Consider the following 16,837-nt stretch of genomic DNA (forward strand, 5'->3'; position numbering starts at 1 on the left):
GACTGTTTTTCGACCATTTCTCCATGTTCGCTCCACAATCGCACGGTAGCCTTCATGCTCCTTCTAGACGTTGGCGGGCTGGTGGTCAGGCGTATCACTCCAGTGGCAGTGCCCAGGATCGGGCGCGGATTCTCCCTGCAGGCAGTGCTGCGCCCCGGCGCACTGCTGGCGAGCCTGACTCTGGCGGGGTGCATGTCGGTGCCGGTTCCAGACCTGCCTGACCGTACCCCCAGCGCCTGGACCCAGGTGCCGCAGGGCCAGGGCGTGGCCGTTGATGCCCGGCAGTGGTGGAAGGTGCTGGCCGACCCCGCGCTGGACGGCCTGGTCGACCAGGCCATCGCAGGCAATCTCGACCTGCAGCAGGCCACGTTGCGGCTGCAGGCAGTGCGCATCGTTGCCGGTACCTCCGATTCGCGTTTCCTGCCCGAGATTTCGGCCAGCGCCAAGCAGGTGCAGGACGCTGCCGCAGTCGACACCTACTTCCATGCCGGCATCGAAGCGATCTGGGATCTGGGCCTGTTCGGTGCTGCCGAGAGCGCGCAGCTCAGCGCGCAGGCTTCGGCCGGCAACGCCGAGGCGCTGCGCAACGCCGCGCAGGTGGCGCTGATTGCCGACGTGGTGCGCAGCTACCTGGACCTGACCGTGGCACAGGCACAGCAGGACCTGCTGGCACGGCAACAGGCCGTGGATGACCGCGGCGTGCAGCTGGCGCAGGTGCGCCAGCGCCTGCGCCTGGATGAACCGGGTGAACTGGAGCGCTTGCGCGCGCGCCAGGCGGCCACCCGTGCGGCGACTGCGCAGGCGCAGGAGAATGCCGGCAATGCCGCCCGCGCGCTGGGCGTGCTGCTCGGCCGCGACGGTCCGGACCCGGCCTGGCGCGCGTACCGCATGCCGCCGAAGCTGGGCACGTTCTCGCTGCAGCAGGTCCCGGCGGATCTTCTCCGCCACCGCCCGCAGATCCTGCTGGCCGAATCGGACGTAATGCAGGCCGCGGCCAGCAAGGGTTCCGCACGTGCGGCGATGTACCCGCGGGTCAGTCTCGGCGGCTCGATCCTGTATGCCTACAACCTCACCCAGAACGCGCGTTCCAACTCCGATTCCAGCCCGTCGATCGGTCCCTACATCGACATTCCGCTGTGGGACTGGGGCCAGCGCCGCGCGCGCTTCCATGCGGATGAGAAACAGCTGGATGCTGCGCTGCTCGGCTACCGCAAGGCGGTGCTGGAAGGCGTGAGTGAAGTGGAAGGCGCGCTGGGCAGCCTGGCGCGCCAGGACAGCAGCATCCAGTCGCTGGGCGTGGCCAATGACGCGGCCGGGCAGCAGGTCAAGCGCCAGGCACGGCAGGTGCAGCTGGGCCTGTCCAGTGAATTCGACGGTCTGGATACGCAGCGTGCCGCGCTGGCCTCGCAGGCCGATCTGGTGGCGGCACAGGGCGCGCGCGTGCTGGCGTTCGCCTCGCTGTACCGCGCGCTGGGCGGTGCACCGCTGCCGCTCGAGCGCGGGGACGGGGCGCAATGATCGCGCTGGCCCGCAAGACCCTGGCCTATGAGTGGCGCCGGTTCCTGCCGGTGGTGCTGGCGATGTGCTTCGCTGGCGTGCTGCTGATCGTGCAGGCCGCGCTGGTGCTGGGCATCTTCGGCACGGCGGCGATCTACGTGAAGGCGTCCTCGGCCGACATCTGGGCCGGTTTCCCCGGCACCCAGAGCGTCAACTACGGCCATGCGATCAGCGCCGATGTGGAAAGCCACCTGCGCATGGATCCGGATGTGAGCCGCGTCGAACCCTACGAATGGGTCGATGGCGAGTGGCGTTCGAGCGCACAGGGTACCGGCAACGTATCGGTCTACCTGTCCGGCATCTCCACCCGCGACGACGCGATGATGTTCGCGCACATCCTGCCTGCCGATCTGCGCGCGCAACTGCGTGAGCCGGGTGCGGTGATCGTCGACAGTGCCGATCTGGATACGCTGGGCGTGGACCTGCAGAACAACCGGGCCTGGATCAATGGCAAGGCGGTGCGCGTGGTCGCCGCGCAGCCGGGCCTGCGTGGCCTCGGTGGCGTCAATGTGCTGGCTTCGCTGGATACCGCACGTGCCATCGCCGGCACCGATCCGCACGAAGGCAGTACCTATTTCGTGGCAGGCCTACGCTCGCCGGACCTGGCCGACCGCGTGCGCGACCGTCTTGCCGCGTCGATGGGCCAGGCGACGCCGGTCGAGTTCTGGACCGCACCGGAGTTCGCCAGTCGCTCGCAGCAGTACTGGCTGTTCGATACCGGCGCCGGCATCGCGGTGCTGTTCATGGCCGTCATCGTCTGCTTCGTCGGCGCGGTCATCACCAACCAGTCGTTCGCCTCGGTGGTGGCAGGATCGGTGCGCGAGTACGCCACGCTCAATGCCCTCGGTGCCGGCCGCTATGCGCTGGCGCGGGTGGTGTTCGAGCAGGCCCTGCTGATCGGTGGGGTCGGCATGCTGCTGGCCGCAGCCTTCAGTACGGTGGTGCTGCTGGTCGCGCAGACCCAGCGCGTGCCGGTGCAGCTGACGCCGATGGTGATCCTCGGCTGCGTGGCCCTGGTCGCAGTGATGGCCATGCTGTCGAGCATCATGGCGGTGCGCAGTGTCGTCCGCTCCGATCCATCGTTGCTGCTGCGTTGAGGACCGACCGATGACGTCTACACGCGCTGTCGCCCCGACCCTGCAGGCCGACGCACTGGAAAAAGGCTTCATGTCCGGCGATGTGCAGGTGCCGGTGCTGCGCGGCCTGTCGCTGGATATCTATCCCGGCGAGCTGACCCTGGTGTCGGGTCCGTCCGGCTGCGGCAAGAGCACGCTGCTGTCGCTGTTGTCCGGCCTGTCCTCGCCCGACGGCGGCCGCGTGCATGCGCTCGGCCAGGATGTCGGCCACATGACCCGCAGCGAGGTGGAGCGCTTCCGCCTGCACCATGTCGGCTTCGTGTTCCAGGGCTTCAACCTGTTCCCGGCGCTGACCGCGCTGGAACAGGTGCAGCTGCCCTTGGGCTATCGCGGCATGAGCAATCGTGAAAGCGAACCGCTGGCCCGCCGCGCGCTGGAGGAGGTCGGCCTCAGCCATCGCAGCCACATGCGGCCGGCGCAGCTGTCCGGCGGTGAGAAGCAGCGCGTGGCAGTGGCCCGCGCCTTCGCCAAATCGCCGACACTGATCTTCGCCGACGAACCGACCAGCGCGCTGGATGCCGAGAACGGCCAGCGCGTGATCGACATCCTGCATCGCTACGCACGCGCGCATGGCGCCACCGTGCTGTGCGTGAGCCACGATCCTCGCCTGATCCGGCATGCCGACCGGGTGATCGCCATGGAAGACGGCATGGTCCGTGATGACCGCCGCCAGAACGAAACTGTAGAGTCCGCCCCATGACCAAGACGTCGCACCTGCTTCCCCTCAGCCTGGCCCTGTCCGCGGCACTGCTGCTCGGCGCCTGTTCCAGCGACGCGCCCACGCCGGCGCCGGCACCTTCGGGCAAGGCCGCTGCTGCCGCCGGCAAGGTTGCGGTGGCGCGCGGCATCATCGACGTCGAGGGCGGGCTGATCGCGCTGGCACCGCCGCTGGACGGCTCGATCACGGCGGCGCCGGTGAAGGAGGGCGCCACGGTGAAGAAGGGGCAGTTGCTGCTGTCGCTGGATGGCGCGCTGCTGCAGCAGGAAGTGGCCATGGCCAGCGCCGACCTGGCGTTGGCCAACGACCGCCTGAAGGGCAGCCAGGTGCAGTTGCGCGAACTGGAGCGCAATGCCACCCGCCTGTCTGCTGGCGCCAGCGAAGGGGTGTCGTCCAACCAGCAGGCCGACGCGGCCAAGCAGCAGCTGGCCGCGGTGCAGGCCGACGTCGACGTCGCCGGCGCGCAGGTCGACATGGCCCAGCACAAGCTGGAACACGCCCGGCTGAAGCTGCAGCAGATGTCGTTGACCGCACCGGAAGCCGGGACCGTGGTCGGCCAGGTGCCGGGCCTCGGGGCGTTCGTGCAGGCCGGCAAGCCGGCCATCTCATTGCTGCCGGCGCGTCCGCTGCAGGTGCGTGCCGAGCTCAGCGCGGCCTATGCCGATGCCGTGCAGGTGGGCATGCGCGCCAGCGTGGTGCCGGACAGCGATGGCGCCGAGAACACCGGCACGCTGCCGTCGGCGCGCGTGGTACGCATCAGCCCGGTGTTCGCGCAGGCGCGCCTGCCCGAAGATGCGGGCCGCGGCGTGGCCAAGGTGGTGGAGTGCGTGCTGGAGTTCGATGGCGAGGCCAAGGCGCGCTTCGGCCAGCATGTGCGGGTGGAATTCCGCAGGTAGGCCTAGCGCTGCAACGGGGCGGTGCCAGCGGCGCCGCGCCGCCTCAGCGCGCGCCATGCGCTTGCCGCCGACACCGTGCACAGGGCCAGCAGCAGCCCCATGTCCAGCAGCAGCAACCATGCCAGGTGCATGCCGTGCACCGGTGCCTGGTGCAGGGCCGACAGCATCCACGGCAGCGACCACGCGAGCAGCAGGACGAAGGCGATCAGCAGGCGCAACCACAGGCGCTTCAGCCGCCAGGGACGCACGATGAGTGCGGCCACCACCAGCTCGACCGTACCCAGCAGCGCGAACACGATCACGCTGCTGGTCGGGTAGGGCAGCTCGGCACCTTCCAGATGGTGCAGCAGCCAGTAGTCCGGGGTGAAGCCGGCATTGACCAGCGCGGCGATCAGCGCCAGCCAGGTGAGTGCCACCAGCAGCCAGAACAGGCGCACATAGCGTCTAGGCATCGGCGGCCCCGGTGCTGCGGGGCGCGTGCCGGGGTGAAGCGTAGTGCCGTGACGCGACGATAGCGGCCAGCGCAAGCAGTGCCGGTCCGACGGTGAAGTACAGCAGCCGCAGCGGGTGGTTGTGCATCAGCATCCAGAAGGCGAAGGCCAGTGGAATCGCCAGCACCAGCAGCTTGGCGCTGAGCGGGCGCAGCACCGCGATCAACGGCTGGGCGCCAAGGAACATCACGAACAGCGCGTACTGGGCGATGCCCAGGCCGACGTTGCCGTGCGAGGTGAAGCCGAAGCGGTCCTGGTACCAGGTCATTCCCAGTGGCATCAGTGTCCAGTACAGCAGCGCCACCAGCAGGTGCAGCAGCAGGGCGATCAACAGGGGCTTGCCGCGAAGGAACATGGGCGCACGGGACTGGGCGGGGCAGCGTACCCCAGCGCGGACGCCGTTGACCGCATCGTGTGAAGACTGTTGACGGCGTGAAGGAATTTGGACACAATAGCGCTCCTTCGACGCAGGTCGAAGAATCTGCGGGAATAGCTCAGTTGGTAGAGCGCAACCTTGCCAAGGTTGAGGTCGCGAGTTCGAGTCTCGTTTCCCGCTCCAGATTCTACAGGGCCCCGACAGGGGCCTTGTTTTTCTCCCGCCACGGCAAGGCGGGGCACGTTGGGCCACAAGGCTTTGCGCGCAGTCAGAAAAGTGAAATTTGTTGTGAAATCGCTGGTGTGTGTCCCGGGCTTCCGGTACCATGGCGGCTTACGCGGGAATAGCTCAGTTGGTAGAGCGCAACCTTGCCAAGGTTGAGGTCGCGAGTTCGAGTCTCGTTTCCCGCTCCATGTTCCGACATGGCCCCCTTACGGGGTTTTGTCATGTCAGGGGTTTCGTTCCTGGCGCGCAGTACGTTGGCCTCATGGCAGAGTGGCTATGCACCGGATTGCAAATCCGTTTACAGCGGTTCGATTCCGCTTGAGGCCTCCAAATGAAAAGCCCTGACCTCGGTCGGGGCTTTTTGTTTGCCCTGTGCTGGGCGACGCCAGCACTTTCCTCTGCCGGACTGCCATCTTGAAGCAATCCTGCCTGGGAGGCCTCAGTCCGGCGTCAGTTTGAGCGCATGCGCTGACCCGTCTTCCCAATCGATCGCCCTACACTTGGCAAGTCACGACTGACTCAACGGCCTTCGCGAAGACCCCGTCGGCGTCGTAGAGATTTGTGCGTACGGTATGCGTTGCGTTCGAAACGACGACGCCGCAGGTGAAGTTCCATGACAGCTTTCCATCTGAAAGTGTGACTGGAAGTCCTTTTGCGCCGCCACAGGTGTTGCCCGGCGCGCACTTCACGATCTCAACATCCGCCTTCATTGCGCCTTGCGGATAGCCCACATAGGTGAAGGGTACAGGAACTGTTCCAGGTGCCTTGCCGGCTGCTGGTCCTGTAGATGTGATGGCGAAAGGTGCGCAGGGCTTCCCTTCCCTGTACATGCGATAGCCCTTTTCGATGCCCCTCATTGAAATGGTCCGAAACTCAGAAGTCTGGAGTAATGCGGAGTCTTCAGTGTTGCTATGGAAACCTACCTCGACCAGGACGGTCTCCATATCGGCCTCCCGGACCTCGCCGTAGCCCACTCCGTCATTTGGGCCAGAACGGATCGGGAATGTCGGATAGTCAGGGCGCTGTTTGATTTGCTCCTGCACGTAACACTTCACGCTTTCGGCAAGCGCCACGGATTTCGGATCATTGAGGTTGGTGAACACCGACAACCCTCGCGCCGACGGATTGGTATCACTACCATCCGTGTGAATGGAGAGCATTGTTTCGGCGTTCACGAAGTTGGCGAAATTCGGTCGAGCCGCAATGTCGTCGTCGTATTCACGGAGGTCTACACGGTTAGGCTTGCCATTGGGGGTACTGATTCCACATCCCCGTTTCATTCGGATAGAGGCGGGCAAGATAGTAGCGTGCAGCAAGTTCCGCCCACTTCAGCCCACTGTTGGGATCGATCGCACTGTTGCCAACGTCTCGGGTCTGACGGATCGAAGTCGCATGCGTCGGGCCTCTCAGGGCCAGAAGGCTTTGCAGCATCGACGTGTAGCCCGGAGTAAGGGTGTCCTCGTGAACGACCGTGGAATTGGCGTAGAGCGGACGCTGATAGACCCATGTGTCGCTACCGTAGTGAAAGTACTTTCCGTGCGACGGACTGAGTACGACCAGTCCATCCACCGGCGCGACCAGTTGCGCTTTGGTGCGCGTGGTAGTCCTGGATTTGTAGCGAGGTGGATAGATTTCATCCAGTCGCTTGCCATCAACCCGAATGACGACGGCCTTGAACTCTACGATTCCTGCAAGGAGATCCACGACATGGTTCTGGATATCCCTGACGAGCTGCCCCAGGTCTTCTCCCATTTCAGTTCGACCTTTGGGCAAAAATGCACCATCGAGATCCACGTAGATCCACTGGCGTGACGGGTCCGGAACAACTCGAGCCATGATGGTGCGGCCTTGCCCATCGATGCGCTTCTGGGCATTGACGAAGCGCTGTACCTCGGTCTGAATCTCCAACGTGACAAGGCGCTTGTTCTGCTCGGAGAGCATCGGAACAGTGTCCTCAGTCTGCTGTGCACATGCAGTGTGTGGGCTTCCCAAGGTCAATCCTATCGAGAGCGCCAGGGCGCCCCATTTCCCATCCATCTTCATAGCCTGCGACTCCATATTGGAAAAGCCAATTCAAGGTCATTCGGTATTCGAATGCTCGTTGATGCCTCCCTTTTGATTCGGGGCTTTCCAAGACTGCGCGATCGTGTTCAAGCCTGCCATGGGAATCTACGCCTTTGACCCGTAGGAAAACCCCAATGTGGTCACGGCACCAAAGAAGATTTGGCCCCTTGGGGCGGGGCTTCGCAAAGATGTCCCCCTGCCAAACCGCACTGTGTCCATGCCGCTGCAGCGATTACCGTGCATGCTCCCTGGTCAATGGCGGTGGGTGGCATGCGTGATGTAGCGATCCGGCAAGCGCAGTACCTGCCGCTCGGGGCCTTGCTGGCCGCGATCGGGTTCGCGTTCACCGTGCCGGGCTATCACTCGGCGTCACAGCACCTGAGCGAACTGGGCCTGTTGCCGGGTCTGCCTGCGCGGGTCCTGCAGATCGTCATGATGGTCGGTGGCGCCGCGATCATCGTGTTCAGCCTGGCGCTGCTGGCATCGGGGCGCCGCTTCGCGTCGAGCGCGTTGACCTCCGCGCTGTTTGGCGCGGCCATGTTCAGCAATGGTGCGTTCACCACCGGCAGCCCGCTGCACGGCCTGTACTCGATTGGCATCTTCTCGATCCTGACCCCGCTGCTGTTCCGCGTGGAGCTTGGTGCCGATGCCTCGCCGCGCATGACGTGGCTGGCGCCGGCGACCTCGTTGCTGGGGGTGGGCTACCTGTGGCTGATGCTGTCCGGGTTCGATCCACAGCCGTACCACGGCCTGACCCAACGCATCGCGGCGCTGCCGGCGTTCGGCTGGTACACCTTCGCTGCGCTGGAGCTGCGCCGGAGCCGTGCACCCGGCTGACAGGGCGGCTGCTACGCTTTGCGCCTGCACCAGGATCCGCAGGCGTACCCCATGCTTATCCGGCCCCTTTCCCCTGACGACGCAGACGTGCTCTGGGCGGCCCGCCTGCAGGCACTGCGCGAGTCACCCGATGCATTCCTGTCCACGCTTGCCGAGGCGGCCGGTGATACCGCGCAGGTGATGCGGGCGCAGCTGGAGGATGCCCGCATGCGTTACTTGGGTGCCTTCGAGCAGGGGCAGCTGGCGGGCTTCCTGCGCTACGTGCGGCCGGCGCGATCGGTGCGGTGGCATACGGCCGAGATCCACAGCGTCCATGTCGGTGCCGGCCATCGCGGCCGGGGCATCGCCCGCCAACTGTTTGCTGCGGCGTTTGCGGCGGCGCGCGCCGAGGGCATCGAATCACTCACCCTCACGGTACTGGCCGACAATGCGCCCGCGCGCGGACTGTACGAAGCACTGGGATTCGTCGAAACCGGCCTGGAACCGCGGGCAGTGAAGCGCAACGGCGGGTACGTGGACATGGTGGCGTACTGGATCGCCCTGGGCTGACGGCAGCGGCGCGTGCAGGCATCGCCGATCCACCGTATGGTTGCAGGGTGATCCATTGCGAACCAGGGAGCGGTACGGGATGAAAGGATTTCTGCTTGGGGCCATGCTGCTGATCGGCGTCATGCCGCTGGCGTCTGCCCAGGTCTACAAGTGCAAGGGGGCCTCGGGAGAGACGGTCTACAGCCAGAATCCCTGCGCGGCCGGTGCCGAGCCGATGAAGCTGCGCTCCAGTCGCGGTTCCGCCGAGTCGGCCGGCGAAGCGGCCAACCGCGCGGCGGTGTACCGCAACACCGGGCTGGCCGACGCCGGTATCGAAGAACGCAACTGCGTGCAGGGCGAGCGCTCGCGGATCTATGGCCCGCTGGAATCGCGCAGCCAGCAGGTGGGGCGCCAGGTGGCCGACCTGAACCGCCAGTTGGCCGCGCCGACCGGCACTCTGGCGGCGGCCACCCGCGATTCGGGCATCCGTGCGCAGATCGCCAGCCTGCAGCAGTCGCTGAGCGCGGAGCGGGTCGCGGCGGATACGCAGATGTCGAATGCGCGCGAGCAGTGCGCCGCGACGCGGCGGGAGCGCGAACGTGCGGTGCACGACACCTTCAGCAACGCACCGGCAACTTCGCGCTGAGCAGCTACCCACTGAAGCGCGTCGTTCAGGCGCGATCGCGTGCCGCGGCCTGCGCACGGAAGTTGCGCCCCACCGGTTCGCCCACGCCCAGGTAGTGGCGGAACAGGTAGATCAGCGGCTTCCAGCGCGAGGCGTCGATGTGCTGGGTGCCGGCCACGGTGATGGCCTCGTGCGCATGTACGCAGCGGACGCGGCCTTCAACGATGACGAAGCCCTGGCCGTCATCATCGCTGGGCGGATGCATCGCCATCACCGTGACTTCCACCTGCAGCGGGCATTCGGCAATCGATGCGGGTGCCACCTGTGCCGACGGCTCGGCACTGAAGCCGCCCAGCGCGAACTTGTCGTGTACATGCATGTAGCCCATTTCCTGCTTGGCCTCGGGCACCGGGTCGCGCCCGGTTGCGCGTGCGATGGCCTCCACCTGCGTGGCCTGCGCGGAGCAGGGGAAGTTGAGCACGCACTCGTTGCGCAGCTGCAGGTTGCGATAGCCCTGGCCCTGGGTTCCCAGGCCCAGCACCACCCGGTTGCCCAGCGCCCAGAATGACGACAGCGGGCTGATGTTGCTGCTGCCGTCCGGGTTGAGCGTGGTCATCAACAGCACCGGCGTGCCGGGATACAGGACCGACGGGGTGATGCGCCGGCGTTGGAACGATGGAATCTTCACTACGGTGCCCTGCAACGTGGGGCGCCCACTCTGGAGTGGCGCGGGGCGTTGATGCTTCGGCCTGCATCGAACTGTCCGCCGGCCAGGGCGTGCCACAATGCCGGCATGGTCCACAGCGCCGGTTCCCTTGTCAGCGTCGGCGCCCTGGTCGGAGACCAGGCGCGTGCCGCGATGCTGCTGCAGTTGATGGACGGCCGTGCGTACACCGCGACAGAACTGGCGCGGGTGGCCGGGGTGACGCCGCAGACGGCGAGCACGCATCTGCGGCGCCTGATCGAAGGCGATCTGCTGGTTGCCGTTGCGCAGGGGCGGCATCGCTATCATCGGCTGGCGTCGGCGGAGGTTGCCGAGATGCTGGAAGGCATCCTGCGCGTGTCCAGCCGCATACCCTCCTGCAGCGCCGAAGCATCGCGCGCGATGCCGGCGTTGCGCGAGGCGCGCTCGTGTTACCGGCACCTGGCGGGTGTGCATGCGGTGGCCATTGCCGATCGCCTGCTGCAGGCCGGGCACCTGCTGCCGCATGCGGAGCATTGGCAGGTGAGCGTAGAGGGCGCCGCATTCCTGCAGGCGCTGGGCCAGCCGTTGGCCGAGCTGCTGCGGCAGCCGCTGACCGCCAGGCCGGCGCGCTACTGCCGCGGCTGCCTGGACTGCACCGAGCGGCGACCCCACCTGGCCGGGCTGGTCGGTGAGGCAATGCTGGACAGCTTCGTGAAAAACGACTGGCTGCGGCGCGTCGAAGGCCGCCGCGAACTGCGGCTGACACCGCCGGGCCGCGAGGCTTTGTGGACGCGGTTCGGGCTGGCCACCTGAGCGACCCTGCCCAGTCTCATTCGCCCGCGACATGGGGAGGCGTTATGGTCGGGTTCCACGTCTCAGGGAGCTGCAATGGCGAGCAAGGACATGATCGACCGCAGCGCGCAGCCGGAATGCCGGCGATGAACAAGTCCGTTGCGGAAGTACGCTGGTTGACGTTCCGGCTGATGAACGGCCAGTCGATCGGCCCGGATCGATTGAAGGATGGATGGGTGGTTGCCTCGGAGACCCGCCATTGCGGCGTGCGCCGCGAGTCGATCGAAGGCGCGGGCATGGTCTACGCGCTGTATGCACCGGCCAACCTGGCCTCTCCGCGGCGTGCGGAACTGCGCATGCGCGAATTCCTGATGAGTTCCGGCTACACCTTCACCATGGGCACGCTGGGCGGCTGATGCCGCCCGTCGGGGTCAGGGACGTACCGTCAACGCCTGGCCGAGCGTCCCGATCGGGCCGCGTGCATCGTGCAGCACGGTGCTGGTCAGGCCCAGGCCCTGGCGGCCGAACGACACCGAGGTGTCGAACCCCAGCCACTCACCTTCGGGCATGCCGAACAGGTGTGCGGTCAGATCCAGGTTGGGGAAGGCGACATCCTTCGGATCGGCGCGCACCGCCATGCCATTGGACAGGTCGAACAGCGTGGCGGCGCGTGCCAGCGGGCTGACCGCCTCGCCCTCCAGCAGTGCTTCCTTCGCGCGCGCCCAGTAGGTGGCGCGTCCCGGGCCCTGGTCGTGGCGGCGGATCTCCACGCTCTGGATGAAGCCTCCGGGCCAGACCGTACCCGGGTCCCACGCCGGCATCGATTCCGCTGCGGCAATGCGCGGCAGCGGCGTGCCGGCGATGGCAGCGGTGTCGTTCGGGCGCATCAGCCAGGCGCGCACGCGCAGCGCCGGGCGATCCTCATGGCGCAGCGTGGCTTCGACCAGTTCGATGGTGCGGCCGGTGCGCAGGACCTGCACCTCGGCGTCCATCGCTTCGATCGGAATGGTGCCGAGGATGTCGTAGGACAGGCGCGCGATCAGGAAGCCGTGGCCACGCGCAGCCGCGTCGCGTTCAAGGTGGTGGGCGAGCAGCCCGATCGCCGGGGCGATGTGCTGTTCGTGGATGTTCCAGGCGCCACCGGTGTGCGCGGTCGGTTGGTAACGGGTGTCGCTCAGTCGTTCGAAGAAGGCCATCGGCTGCGTTGTATAGGCGGGGGACGGCGGGGCATCTGCCGGCCTCTGCATCCTAAACCTTCGGCCCGGCTGTGGGCTGTGGGTTGAGGCTGAGCCGGCCCCCGCAGGAGCCGGCCGGAAGCCGGTCAGGGTGACGGGCAGTCCATCTCGCGGCACATCTGGTACTCGGCCCAGCACTGCTCCGGCGTCTTCACCAGCGGTCCGTGCGAAACGCGCAGGCACTGCTCGTAACGCAGTGTGCAGAACTCGCAGGGGCCTGCGGCGAAGGCCAGGCCGCTCACGGCCACGCCAAGGAGCATCACGGTCTTCAAGGTCGTCTTGATCATCACGTCAGTCCTTTGTCTGCCCGTCAATGGGCCGGGCCACCATAGCAGCCCGGTCGCGGTGGCCCTGATGCACTGCGGCAGGCGGGGCCCTCAGTGCTGGACCGCCTTCAGGGCGGCGACCACCTCTGCCTCCGAAAACCCGCAATGTCCTTCGCCCACCGCCGGCAGCACCTTCGGCAACGGCCGCGCACCGGCGTGTGCGGCCAGCTGCGGATACACCGCCTGCATATGCGGCACGATGGTCGGGTCATGCAGGTTGAACTGGATCAGCAGCGGGCGCTTCAATGCGCCGCTCAAGGCCAGCGTGCTGCGCACACGGGCCTGCGCGGCCGGTACCGGTGCGATCCGTTGCACGCCGGCATTGAATGCAGCGTCATCGCCGAACCCTCGGTAGGCCACGCCGATGTTGCCGACCGGCATGCCGCCGCTGCGCGTGGCCAGCTCATGCAGGACCAGGGCGTGCAGGCTGATCGTGCCGGCCAGTTCGTCGGTGGAGACCTGCAGCCGCCGGGCCAGCAGCGCGGCATGTGATGGGTCGCGCTGCAACGCGTCGACGATGCCCTGGTACAGCTCGCCCTGTGGCAGCGCGGCCGCTTCGTGCGAGGCCAGGCCGGCAGCTGGCAGGCCCTTGGCAGCGGGGAACAGGTAATCGAAGGCAACCAGCGTGGTCAGCAGTTCGCCTGCGATCTGCTCGCCACTGAGATTGGCGCCGCACAGCGAGACGCCGCCTGCGTAGTGCTGCGGGTAGCGTTCGAGGCTGGCAATGGTCACTGCGCCGCCCATCGAGAATCCGAGCATCCAGGTGTGGCGCACGTGCTTGAGTTCGGCCACGGCGTGCTGGCGCAGGCGCTCCATGTCGGTGATTGCATCGGCGACGGCCCAGCCCTGGCTGGCGTAGGCGCTCTGCGCGACGGCGTAGCCTGCGGCCAGCAGTGGGGCGGTGCTGTCATTGGCGGCCATCGGCGTGGGGCGGGGGACGCCCACCGGCTCGTAGCCGTGCGCCAGCATCACCAGCTCGCCGTTCCAGCGGGCCGGCACATCCAGGCGCCACGCTGCGCCCTGCAGTTCACCACTGATCGTGCGCGGCGCCGCCGGAGGCGCAGCCAACGGCGATGTGGAAGGCAGCAGCAGGGCCAGGCCCAGCGCAGAGCGCAGCAGCAGGCGCATGGGAGTCGCTCCGTTCGGAAATCGCACCGAGCATAGGTGCAGGCCGCCGATTGCGCGCGCTGCACTGCCGCAGGGCATTGTGGGCCAGCCTTGCAGCGGTCTACGCTGGGCGCATGGTCCCATCGTTCGTCGCGCTGATTATCCGCATTCCCCACGGGAAGGCGGGGTAGCGCGCGGTCGTCCTGGCCATGCAACCCGCCCGGGAAGGCGGGTTGCACGCAGCGCTCTCCCGGGAACTGGAATCCACCGAGGAGATCGCAGATGCAACCCCTTTCATCAACGGCCGGCGCCCCGGTCCTGCACCTGCTGTGCGGCAAGATCGGCGCAGGAAAATCCACGCTGTCGCGGCAGTTGGCAGCGCAGCCGCGCAGCGTGCTGATCAGTGAAGACACCTGGCTGGCCACGCTGTATCCCGGCGAGATCCATTCCATTGCCGATTACCAGCGGCGGGCGGCGACCTTGCGCGGCCTGCTGGCCGATCATGTGCGCGCCCTGCTGCAGGCCGGCCTCTCGGTGGTGCTCGACGTGCCGTTCAACACGCCGGCCACCCGTGCGTGGGGGCGTGCGGTGTTCGAGTCGGCCGCGGTCGCGCATCAACTGCACTTCCTCGATGTTGCCGACGCCACCTGCAAGGCGCGCCTGCGCGCGCGCAATGCGCGCGGCGAGCACCCGTTCCAGGCCAGTGACGAAGCGTTCGAGTTGATCACCCGCCACTTCGTGGCACCCACGGCGGAGGAGGGGTTCGTGGTGATCCACCATATGCAGGAGGAATGAAGGCTGCGCGGCGGGCGTCGTCCACTGGGGTGGCTATTCCGATACGATTTGTCGCATTGAGCCATTCCGGCTTGATCTGGAGTCCCGTCGTGGTTGACCGTCTCGCCCTCCTGCTCGATCGCTTCGCGGTGACCGCCTCGGTGTTCCATGCCGGTGCGTTGTGCGGCATCAACACCCTGGAGGGCGAGGAGGAGGCCGGCCAGCTGCACCTGGTCCGGCGCGGCCCGGTGCAGGTCAGCCATGCCCGGCAGACCGTGCAGGTCGAGGTGCCCAGCCTGCTGCTGTACCCGCGGCCCATGCCGCACCGGTTCAGTACCGACCCCCGGCACGGCGCGGACATGGCGTGCGCCAACCTGCATTTCGAAGGGGGCCGGCTCAATCCGATCAGTGCCGCGCTGCCCGACTTCATCTGCCTGCCGCTGGCCGATCTGTATGGCGGCCATGCGGCGCTGGAGCTGCTGTTCGAAGAAGCCTTCGAACAGCGCTGTGGGCGCGCGGCAATGGTCAACCGCCTGTTCGAGGTGGTGATGATCCAGGTGCTGCGGCAGCTGATGGAGGGAGGTGAAATGCGTGGAGGCCTGTTTGCCGGGCTCGGCCATCCGCGGCTGCGGCTGGCGCTGGTGGCGATGCATGAAGCGCCGGCACAGGCATGGACACTGGAAGACCTGGCCGAGGTCGCTGGCATGTCGCGCAGCGTGTTCGCTGCCAGCTTCCGCGAAGCGATGGGAACCACGCCGGGCCAGTACCTGCAGGGCTGGCGGGTCGGCCTGGCGCAGCAGGCGCTACGCCAGGGGCGGCCACTGAAGTGGATTGCCGACGAGGTGGGCTATGGCAGCGAGGCTGCACTGTCGCGCGCGTTCAAGGCGCACACCGGGCAGTCACCGCGGCAATGGCGCGGGCAGGCGCGTGCCACCACGGCGTAAGTTTCAGCCGAGCGCCAACCGGGCCAGCTTCATGCCGGCGAACAGGCCGGCCAGGCCCAGCGCCACCGAGCCACCGGCATACAGCGCGGCCAGCCCATGCTGGCCGCGCTGCAGCAGCAGGCCGATCTCCAGCGCATAGGTGGAGAACGTGGTGTAGCCCCCCAGGATGCCGGTGGCGAGCAGCAGGCGCAGCTGCGGCGACGCGCCATTGCGCAGGGCGAAGGCCTCGACCACCACGCCCATCAGCAGCGCGCCGCTGATGTTGATCAGGAAGGTCGACCACGGCCAGGGACTGCCGACCGCCACGCGGGCGCCAATCAGGTTGCAGGCGTGGCGAAGGCAGGCGCCGAGGCCGCCACCGATGAAGACCAGGAAGTAGTTGTTCAATGCTTGCATCGCGTGCCTCGAGTGCGGGTTCGCAGGTTCGATGGCGAACGCCGAGGGCAGGCACGGCCTGCCGCCGACGAACACCGGTTCGTCTTGGCAGGAGCCATCAGCCCTTGCAGGCGGTTATCGGGGGAGCCCCATCCCCATCGCGGTCCATGCTACCAGCGCCGGTGCGTTCACGTCATCGAGGTGGTCAGCACGCGGGCGACCTTGCTGCGGCTGAAGCCATCCATCAGCAACTCGAAGGCCAGCAGGTCCAGCGCGGCATGGCGGCGATGGTCGATCTCCAGCCCGAGTTCGGCGACCAGGTGGCTGACCAGTTCGTAGGCGTCCTGCCAGACATCCAGATGGGCCTGGCTGGGCATGTAGGCATTGCCCGGCTCGCCGACACCGAGCCCGGTCACCCCATACAGCAGCTCGCGTGCATCCAGCTTGGCCGCATCGGCGATGCGGAACAGCTGTTCGGCCTTCACGTGGGAGACGCTCACGTGGTCATTGAGCCAGTTGCTGATGGTGGCCGTGGTGGATTTGGCAGCGCGCGCCAGGTCGGCCGGGCGAGGGTGCCCGGCTTTCTTCATGGCAGCGGCGAGTCGTTGTCCGAGAGTATTCATCTATGCAAGCCAGCTTAACGCGTGGATTGCGAAGAATCCTTGCCGCAAGAATAAGACTGGTTAACAGAAGGACAGGCCATGATCGAATTCTGGAGCAAGTGGGCAGTGCGTACCCGCATGGGATTCCGCACCGACGCCGAGCTGGCGCGCTTCTTTGGCATAAGCCGATCCGCGGTGTCGCAATGGCCCAAAAACCGGCCTATCCCCGCGCTGCGTCAGTACATCCTGCATCAACGCTTCCCGGGCCTGTTCCCCTCGACAGAAGCAGCGGAAAGCGAATCTGACTAAATTTCGTCGATTTTTGTCGCATCTGACACATCAAGTCACTTTTGCTAAGTATGCTTAGCACGATAGGTGAATGCCATGAATTCGGCGATTCTGATCAGGGCCGCCTACCGGCGAAATTGTGTGAGACCTCGGTCACATGTCGGGATCAGCCCGCCCGGGCCGCTCAGCGCCCCCGCAGGTGGTTTCGTGAACGATTAATAATTTTGATCACGAAAGTCGACGCATGTAATTGACC

At 66.5% G+C, this 16,837-nt stretch carries 22 protein-coding genes, 3 tRNA genes and 1 riboswitch; of the genes, 15 read left to right on the top strand and 10 right to left on the bottom strand.

What is annotated here, in order from left to right; all coding sequences use genetic code 11:
* Positions 1 to 54: 54 nt before the first annotated feature.
* Genes Q0P60_RS13285 through Q0P60_RS13300 form a run of 4 tightly spaced genes read left to right on the top strand, consistent with a single transcriptional unit; the run spans position 55 to position 4,307 of the window.
* Positions 55 to 1,518: a TolC family protein gene (locus Q0P60_RS13285; RefSeq protein WP_294994082.1), complete on the top strand. Its 1,464-nt coding sequence runs from the start codon at positions 55 to 57 to the stop codon at positions 1,516 to 1,518.
* Positions 1,515 to 2,654 carry an ABC transporter permease gene (locus Q0P60_RS13290; protein WP_294994085.1) on the top strand — a complete coding sequence of 380 codons (1,140 nt, stop codon included), beginning with the start codon at positions 1,515 to 1,517 and terminating at the stop codon, positions 2,652 to 2,654. Before Q0P60_RS13285 ends, Q0P60_RS13290 begins: the two co-directional genes overlap by 4 nt.
* Positions 2,655 to 2,664: 10 nt before the next feature.
* Positions 2,665 to 3,393, top strand: a complete 729-nt coding sequence (locus Q0P60_RS13295; RefSeq protein WP_197580086.1) for an ABC transporter ATP-binding protein — start codon at positions 2,665 to 2,667, stop codon at positions 3,391 to 3,393.
* The gene (locus Q0P60_RS13300) at positions 3,390 to 4,307 is read left to right on the top strand and encodes an HlyD family efflux transporter periplasmic adaptor subunit (protein WP_294994091.1); all 918 of its coding nucleotides are present in this window, start codon (positions 3,390 to 3,392) and stop codon (positions 4,305 to 4,307) included. The genes Q0P60_RS13295 and Q0P60_RS13300 overlap by 4 nt, the downstream gene beginning before the upstream one ends.
* A 2-nt stretch (positions 4,308 to 4,309) precedes the next feature.
* Here Q0P60_RS13300 and Q0P60_RS13305 read toward each other — a convergent pair whose 3' ends face one another.
* The gene (locus tag Q0P60_RS13305; protein WP_294994095.1) at positions 4,310 to 4,759 is read right to left on the bottom strand and encodes a hypothetical protein; all 450 of its coding nucleotides are present in this window, start codon (positions 4,757 to 4,759) and stop codon (positions 4,310 to 4,312) included.
* The gene (locus tag Q0P60_RS13310; RefSeq protein WP_294994098.1) at positions 4,752 to 5,153 is read right to left on the bottom strand and encodes a hypothetical protein; all 402 of its coding nucleotides are present in this window, start codon (positions 5,151 to 5,153) and stop codon (positions 4,752 to 4,754) included. The genes Q0P60_RS13305 and Q0P60_RS13310 overlap by 8 nt, the downstream gene beginning before the upstream one ends.
* Before the next feature lie 128 nt (positions 5,154 to 5,281).
* On the opposite strand from Q0P60_RS13310, the gene Q0P60_RS13315 reads away from it, so the two are divergent.
* From Q0P60_RS13315 to Q0P60_RS13325, 3 genes are all read left to right on the top strand, one after another.
* Positions 5,282 to 5,357: transfer RNA gene (locus tag Q0P60_RS13315), tRNA-Gly, on the top strand.
* A gap of 154 nt (positions 5,358 to 5,511) precedes the next feature.
* A tRNA-Gly gene (locus Q0P60_RS13320) sits at positions 5,512 to 5,587 on the top strand.
* A 68-nt stretch (positions 5,588 to 5,655) separates the two neighbouring features.
* A tRNA-Cys gene (locus tag Q0P60_RS13325) sits at positions 5,656 to 5,729 on the top strand.
* Positions 5,730 to 5,893: 164 nt separating this feature from the next.
* Here Q0P60_RS13325 and Q0P60_RS13330 read toward each other — a convergent pair.
* Both Q0P60_RS13330 and Q0P60_RS13335 read right to left on the bottom strand, forming a co-directional pair.
* Complete coding sequence (locus Q0P60_RS13330; protein WP_294994101.1) at positions 5,894 to 6,679, bottom strand: N-acetylmuramoyl-L-alanine amidase; 786 nt, start codon at positions 6,677 to 6,679, stop codon at positions 5,894 to 5,896.
* Entirely contained in the window at positions 6,636 to 7,442 is an 807-nt protein-coding gene (locus Q0P60_RS13335; RefSeq protein WP_294994104.1) for a hypothetical protein, read from the bottom strand. Before Q0P60_RS13335 ends, Q0P60_RS13330 begins: the two co-directional genes overlap by 44 nt.
* 291 nt (positions 7,443 to 7,733) lie before the next feature.
* Between Q0P60_RS13335 and Q0P60_RS13340 the strand changes: the two genes are divergently transcribed.
* The 3 genes from Q0P60_RS13340 to Q0P60_RS13350 all read left to right on the top strand — a co-directional run bounded on the left by Q0P60_RS13340 (position 7,734) and on the right by Q0P60_RS13350 (position 9,474).
* Positions 7,734 to 8,300, top strand: a complete 567-nt coding sequence (locus Q0P60_RS13340; RefSeq protein ID WP_294994107.1) for a DUF998 domain-containing protein — start codon at positions 7,734 to 7,736, stop codon at positions 8,298 to 8,300.
* Positions 8,301 to 8,351: 51 nt separating this feature from the next.
* On the top strand, positions 8,352 to 8,849 hold the full coding sequence (locus Q0P60_RS13345; protein ID WP_294994110.1) for a GNAT family N-acetyltransferase: 498 nt from the start codon (positions 8,352 to 8,354) through the stop codon (positions 8,847 to 8,849).
* A gap of 79 nt (positions 8,850 to 8,928) precedes the next feature.
* Positions 8,929 to 9,474 carry a DUF4124 domain-containing protein gene (locus Q0P60_RS13350; protein ID WP_294994113.1) on the top strand — a complete coding sequence of 182 codons (546 nt, stop codon included), beginning with the start codon at positions 8,929 to 8,931 and terminating at the stop codon, positions 9,472 to 9,474.
* A 25-nt stretch (positions 9,475 to 9,499) separates the two neighbouring features.
* Here the strand turns inward: Q0P60_RS13350 and Q0P60_RS13355 are convergent, their stop codons facing one another.
* Complete coding sequence (locus Q0P60_RS13355) at positions 9,500 to 10,141, bottom strand: flavin reductase (RefSeq protein ID WP_294994116.1); 642 nt, start codon at positions 10,139 to 10,141, stop codon at positions 9,500 to 9,502.
* 105 nt (positions 10,142 to 10,246) lie between these two features.
* Between Q0P60_RS13355 and Q0P60_RS13360 the strand changes: the two genes are divergently transcribed.
* Both Q0P60_RS13360 and Q0P60_RS13365 read left to right on the top strand, forming a co-directional pair.
* Positions 10,247 to 10,951, top strand: a complete 705-nt coding sequence (locus Q0P60_RS13360; RefSeq protein ID WP_294994119.1) for a winged helix-turn-helix domain-containing protein — start codon at positions 10,247 to 10,249, stop codon at positions 10,949 to 10,951.
* A gap of 125 nt (positions 10,952 to 11,076) precedes the next feature.
* The gene (locus Q0P60_RS13365) at positions 11,077 to 11,346 is read left to right on the top strand and encodes a hypothetical protein (protein ID WP_294994122.1); all 270 of its coding nucleotides are present in this window, start codon (positions 11,077 to 11,079) and stop codon (positions 11,344 to 11,346) included.
* Positions 11,347 to 11,361: 15 nt separating this feature from the next.
* Here Q0P60_RS13365 and Q0P60_RS13370 read toward each other — a convergent pair whose 3' ends face one another.
* The 3 genes from Q0P60_RS13370 to Q0P60_RS13380 form a co-directional block, all read right to left on the bottom strand.
* Positions 11,362 to 12,126 carry a thioesterase family protein gene (locus tag Q0P60_RS13370; protein ID WP_294994125.1) on the bottom strand — a complete coding sequence of 255 codons (765 nt, stop codon included), beginning with the start codon at positions 12,124 to 12,126 and terminating at the stop codon, positions 11,362 to 11,364.
* Between the two features lie 125 nt (positions 12,127 to 12,251).
* Positions 12,252 to 12,452, bottom strand: coding sequence for a hypothetical protein (locus Q0P60_RS13375; protein WP_294994128.1), 201 nt, complete (start codon positions 12,450 to 12,452; stop codon positions 12,252 to 12,254).
* Between the two features lie 90 nt (positions 12,453 to 12,542).
* Complete coding sequence (locus Q0P60_RS13380; protein ID WP_294994131.1) at positions 12,543 to 13,619, bottom strand: hypothetical protein; 1,077 nt, start codon at positions 13,617 to 13,619, stop codon at positions 12,543 to 12,545.
* A gap of 261 nt (positions 13,620 to 13,880) precedes the next feature.
* On the opposite strand from Q0P60_RS13380, the gene Q0P60_RS13385 reads away from it, so the two are divergent.
* Both Q0P60_RS13385 and Q0P60_RS13390 read left to right on the top strand, forming a co-directional pair.
* Positions 13,881 to 14,393 carry an ATP-binding protein gene (locus Q0P60_RS13385; RefSeq protein ID WP_294994134.1) on the top strand — a complete coding sequence of 171 codons (513 nt, stop codon included), beginning with the start codon at positions 13,881 to 13,883 and terminating at the stop codon, positions 14,391 to 14,393.
* 89 nt (positions 14,394 to 14,482) lie between these two features.
* On the top strand, positions 14,483 to 15,316 hold the full coding sequence (locus Q0P60_RS13390) for an AraC family transcriptional regulator (protein WP_294994137.1): 834 nt from the start codon (positions 14,483 to 14,485) through the stop codon (positions 15,314 to 15,316).
* A gap of 3 nt (positions 15,317 to 15,319) precedes the next feature.
* Here the strand turns inward: Q0P60_RS13390 and crcB are convergent, their stop codons facing one another.
* Positions 15,320 to 15,712: a fluoride efflux transporter CrcB gene (gene crcB, locus Q0P60_RS13395; protein ID WP_294994140.1), complete on the bottom strand. Its 393-nt coding sequence runs from the start codon at positions 15,710 to 15,712 to the stop codon at positions 15,320 to 15,322.
* Positions 15,713 to 15,793: 81 nt separating this feature from the next.
* Positions 15,794 to 15,857: riboswitch (Fluoride riboswitch) on the bottom strand.
* A 22-nt stretch (positions 15,858 to 15,879) separates the two neighbouring features.
* Positions 15,880 to 16,281: a transcriptional regulator gene (locus Q0P60_RS13400; protein ID WP_345780333.1), complete on the bottom strand. Its 402-nt coding sequence runs from the start codon at positions 16,279 to 16,281 to the stop codon at positions 15,880 to 15,882.
* Positions 16,282 to 16,392: 111 nt separating this feature from the next.
* Between Q0P60_RS13400 and Q0P60_RS13405 the strand changes: the two genes are divergently transcribed.
* The gene (locus Q0P60_RS13405; protein ID WP_294994146.1) at positions 16,393 to 16,602 is read left to right on the top strand and encodes a hypothetical protein; all 210 of its coding nucleotides are present in this window, start codon (positions 16,393 to 16,395) and stop codon (positions 16,600 to 16,602) included.
* The last annotated feature ends 235 nt before the right edge of the window (positions 16,603 to 16,837 follow it).

Source organism: uncultured Stenotrophomonas sp. (genome assembly GCF_945952405.1).
GTDB lineage: Bacteria > Pseudomonadota > Gammaproteobacteria > Xanthomonadales > Xanthomonadaceae > Stenotrophomonas.

What these genes read in the sequence shown, in the direction of transcription:
- Q0P60_RS13400 (WP_345780333.1), bottom strand. Translation starts at nt 16,281, where the DNA reads ATGAAGAAAGCCGGGCACCCTCGCCCGGCCGACCTGGCGCGCGCTGCC.
- Q0P60_RS13360 (WP_294994119.1), top strand. Translation starts at nt 10,247, where the DNA reads ATGGTCCACAGCGCCGGTTCCCTTGTCAGCGTCGGCGCCCTGGTCGGA.
- Q0P60_RS13350 (WP_294994113.1), top strand. Translation starts at nt 8,929, where the DNA reads ATGAAAGGATTTCTGCTTGGGGCCATGCTGCTGATCGGCGTCATGCCG.
- Q0P60_RS13345 (WP_294994110.1), top strand. Translation starts at nt 8,352, where the DNA reads ATGCTTATCCGGCCCCTTTCCCCTGACGACGCAGACGTGCTCTGGGCG.
- Q0P60_RS13300 (WP_294994091.1), top strand. Translation starts at nt 3,390, where the DNA reads ATGACCAAGACGTCGCACCTGCTTCCCCTCAGCCTGGCCCTGTCCGCG.
- Q0P60_RS13305 (WP_294994095.1), bottom strand. Translation starts at nt 4,759, where the DNA reads ATGCCTAGACGCTATGTGCGCCTGTTCTGGCTGCTGGTGGCACTCACC.
- Q0P60_RS13310 (WP_294994098.1), bottom strand. Translation starts at nt 5,153, where the DNA reads ATGTTCCTTCGCGGCAAGCCCCTGTTGATCGCCCTGCTGCTGCACCTG.
- Q0P60_RS13335 (WP_294994104.1), bottom strand. Translation starts at nt 7,442, where the DNA reads ATGAAGATGGATGGGAAATGGGGCGCCCTGGCGCTCTCGATAGGATTG.
- crcB (WP_294994140.1), bottom strand. Translation starts at nt 15,712, where the DNA reads ATGCAAGCATTGAACAACTACTTCCTGGTCTTCATCGGTGGCGGCCTC.
- Q0P60_RS13405 (WP_294994146.1), top strand. Translation starts at nt 16,393, where the DNA reads ATGATCGAATTCTGGAGCAAGTGGGCAGTGCGTACCCGCATGGGATTC.
- Q0P60_RS13290 (WP_294994085.1), top strand. Translation starts at nt 1,515, where the DNA reads ATGATCGCGCTGGCCCGCAAGACCCTGGCCTATGAGTGGCGCCGGTTC.
- Q0P60_RS13385 (WP_294994134.1), top strand. Translation starts at nt 13,881, where the DNA reads ATGCAACCCCTTTCATCAACGGCCGGCGCCCCGGTCCTGCACCTGCTG.
- Q0P60_RS13330 (WP_294994101.1), bottom strand. Translation starts at nt 6,679, where the DNA reads ATGAAACGGGGATGTGGAATCAGTACCCCCAATGGCAAGCCTAACCGT.
- Q0P60_RS13340 (WP_294994107.1), top strand. Translation starts at nt 7,734, where the DNA reads ATGCGTGATGTAGCGATCCGGCAAGCGCAGTACCTGCCGCTCGGGGCC.
- Q0P60_RS13380 (WP_294994131.1), bottom strand. Translation starts at nt 13,619, where the DNA reads ATGCGCCTGCTGCTGCGCTCTGCGCTGGGCCTGGCCCTGCTGCTGCCT.
- Q0P60_RS13375 (WP_294994128.1), bottom strand. Translation starts at nt 12,452, where the DNA reads ATGATCAAGACGACCTTGAAGACCGTGATGCTCCTTGGCGTGGCCGTG.
- Q0P60_RS13285 (WP_294994082.1), top strand. Translation starts at nt 55, where the DNA reads ATGCTCCTTCTAGACGTTGGCGGGCTGGTGGTCAGGCGTATCACTCCA.
- Q0P60_RS13370 (WP_294994125.1), bottom strand. Translation starts at nt 12,126, where the DNA reads ATGGCCTTCTTCGAACGACTGAGCGACACCCGTTACCAACCGACCGCG.
- Q0P60_RS13365 (WP_294994122.1), top strand. Translation starts at nt 11,077, where the DNA reads ATGAACAAGTCCGTTGCGGAAGTACGCTGGTTGACGTTCCGGCTGATG.
- Q0P60_RS13295 (WP_197580086.1), top strand. Translation starts at nt 2,665, where the DNA reads ATGACGTCTACACGCGCTGTCGCCCCGACCCTGCAGGCCGACGCACTG.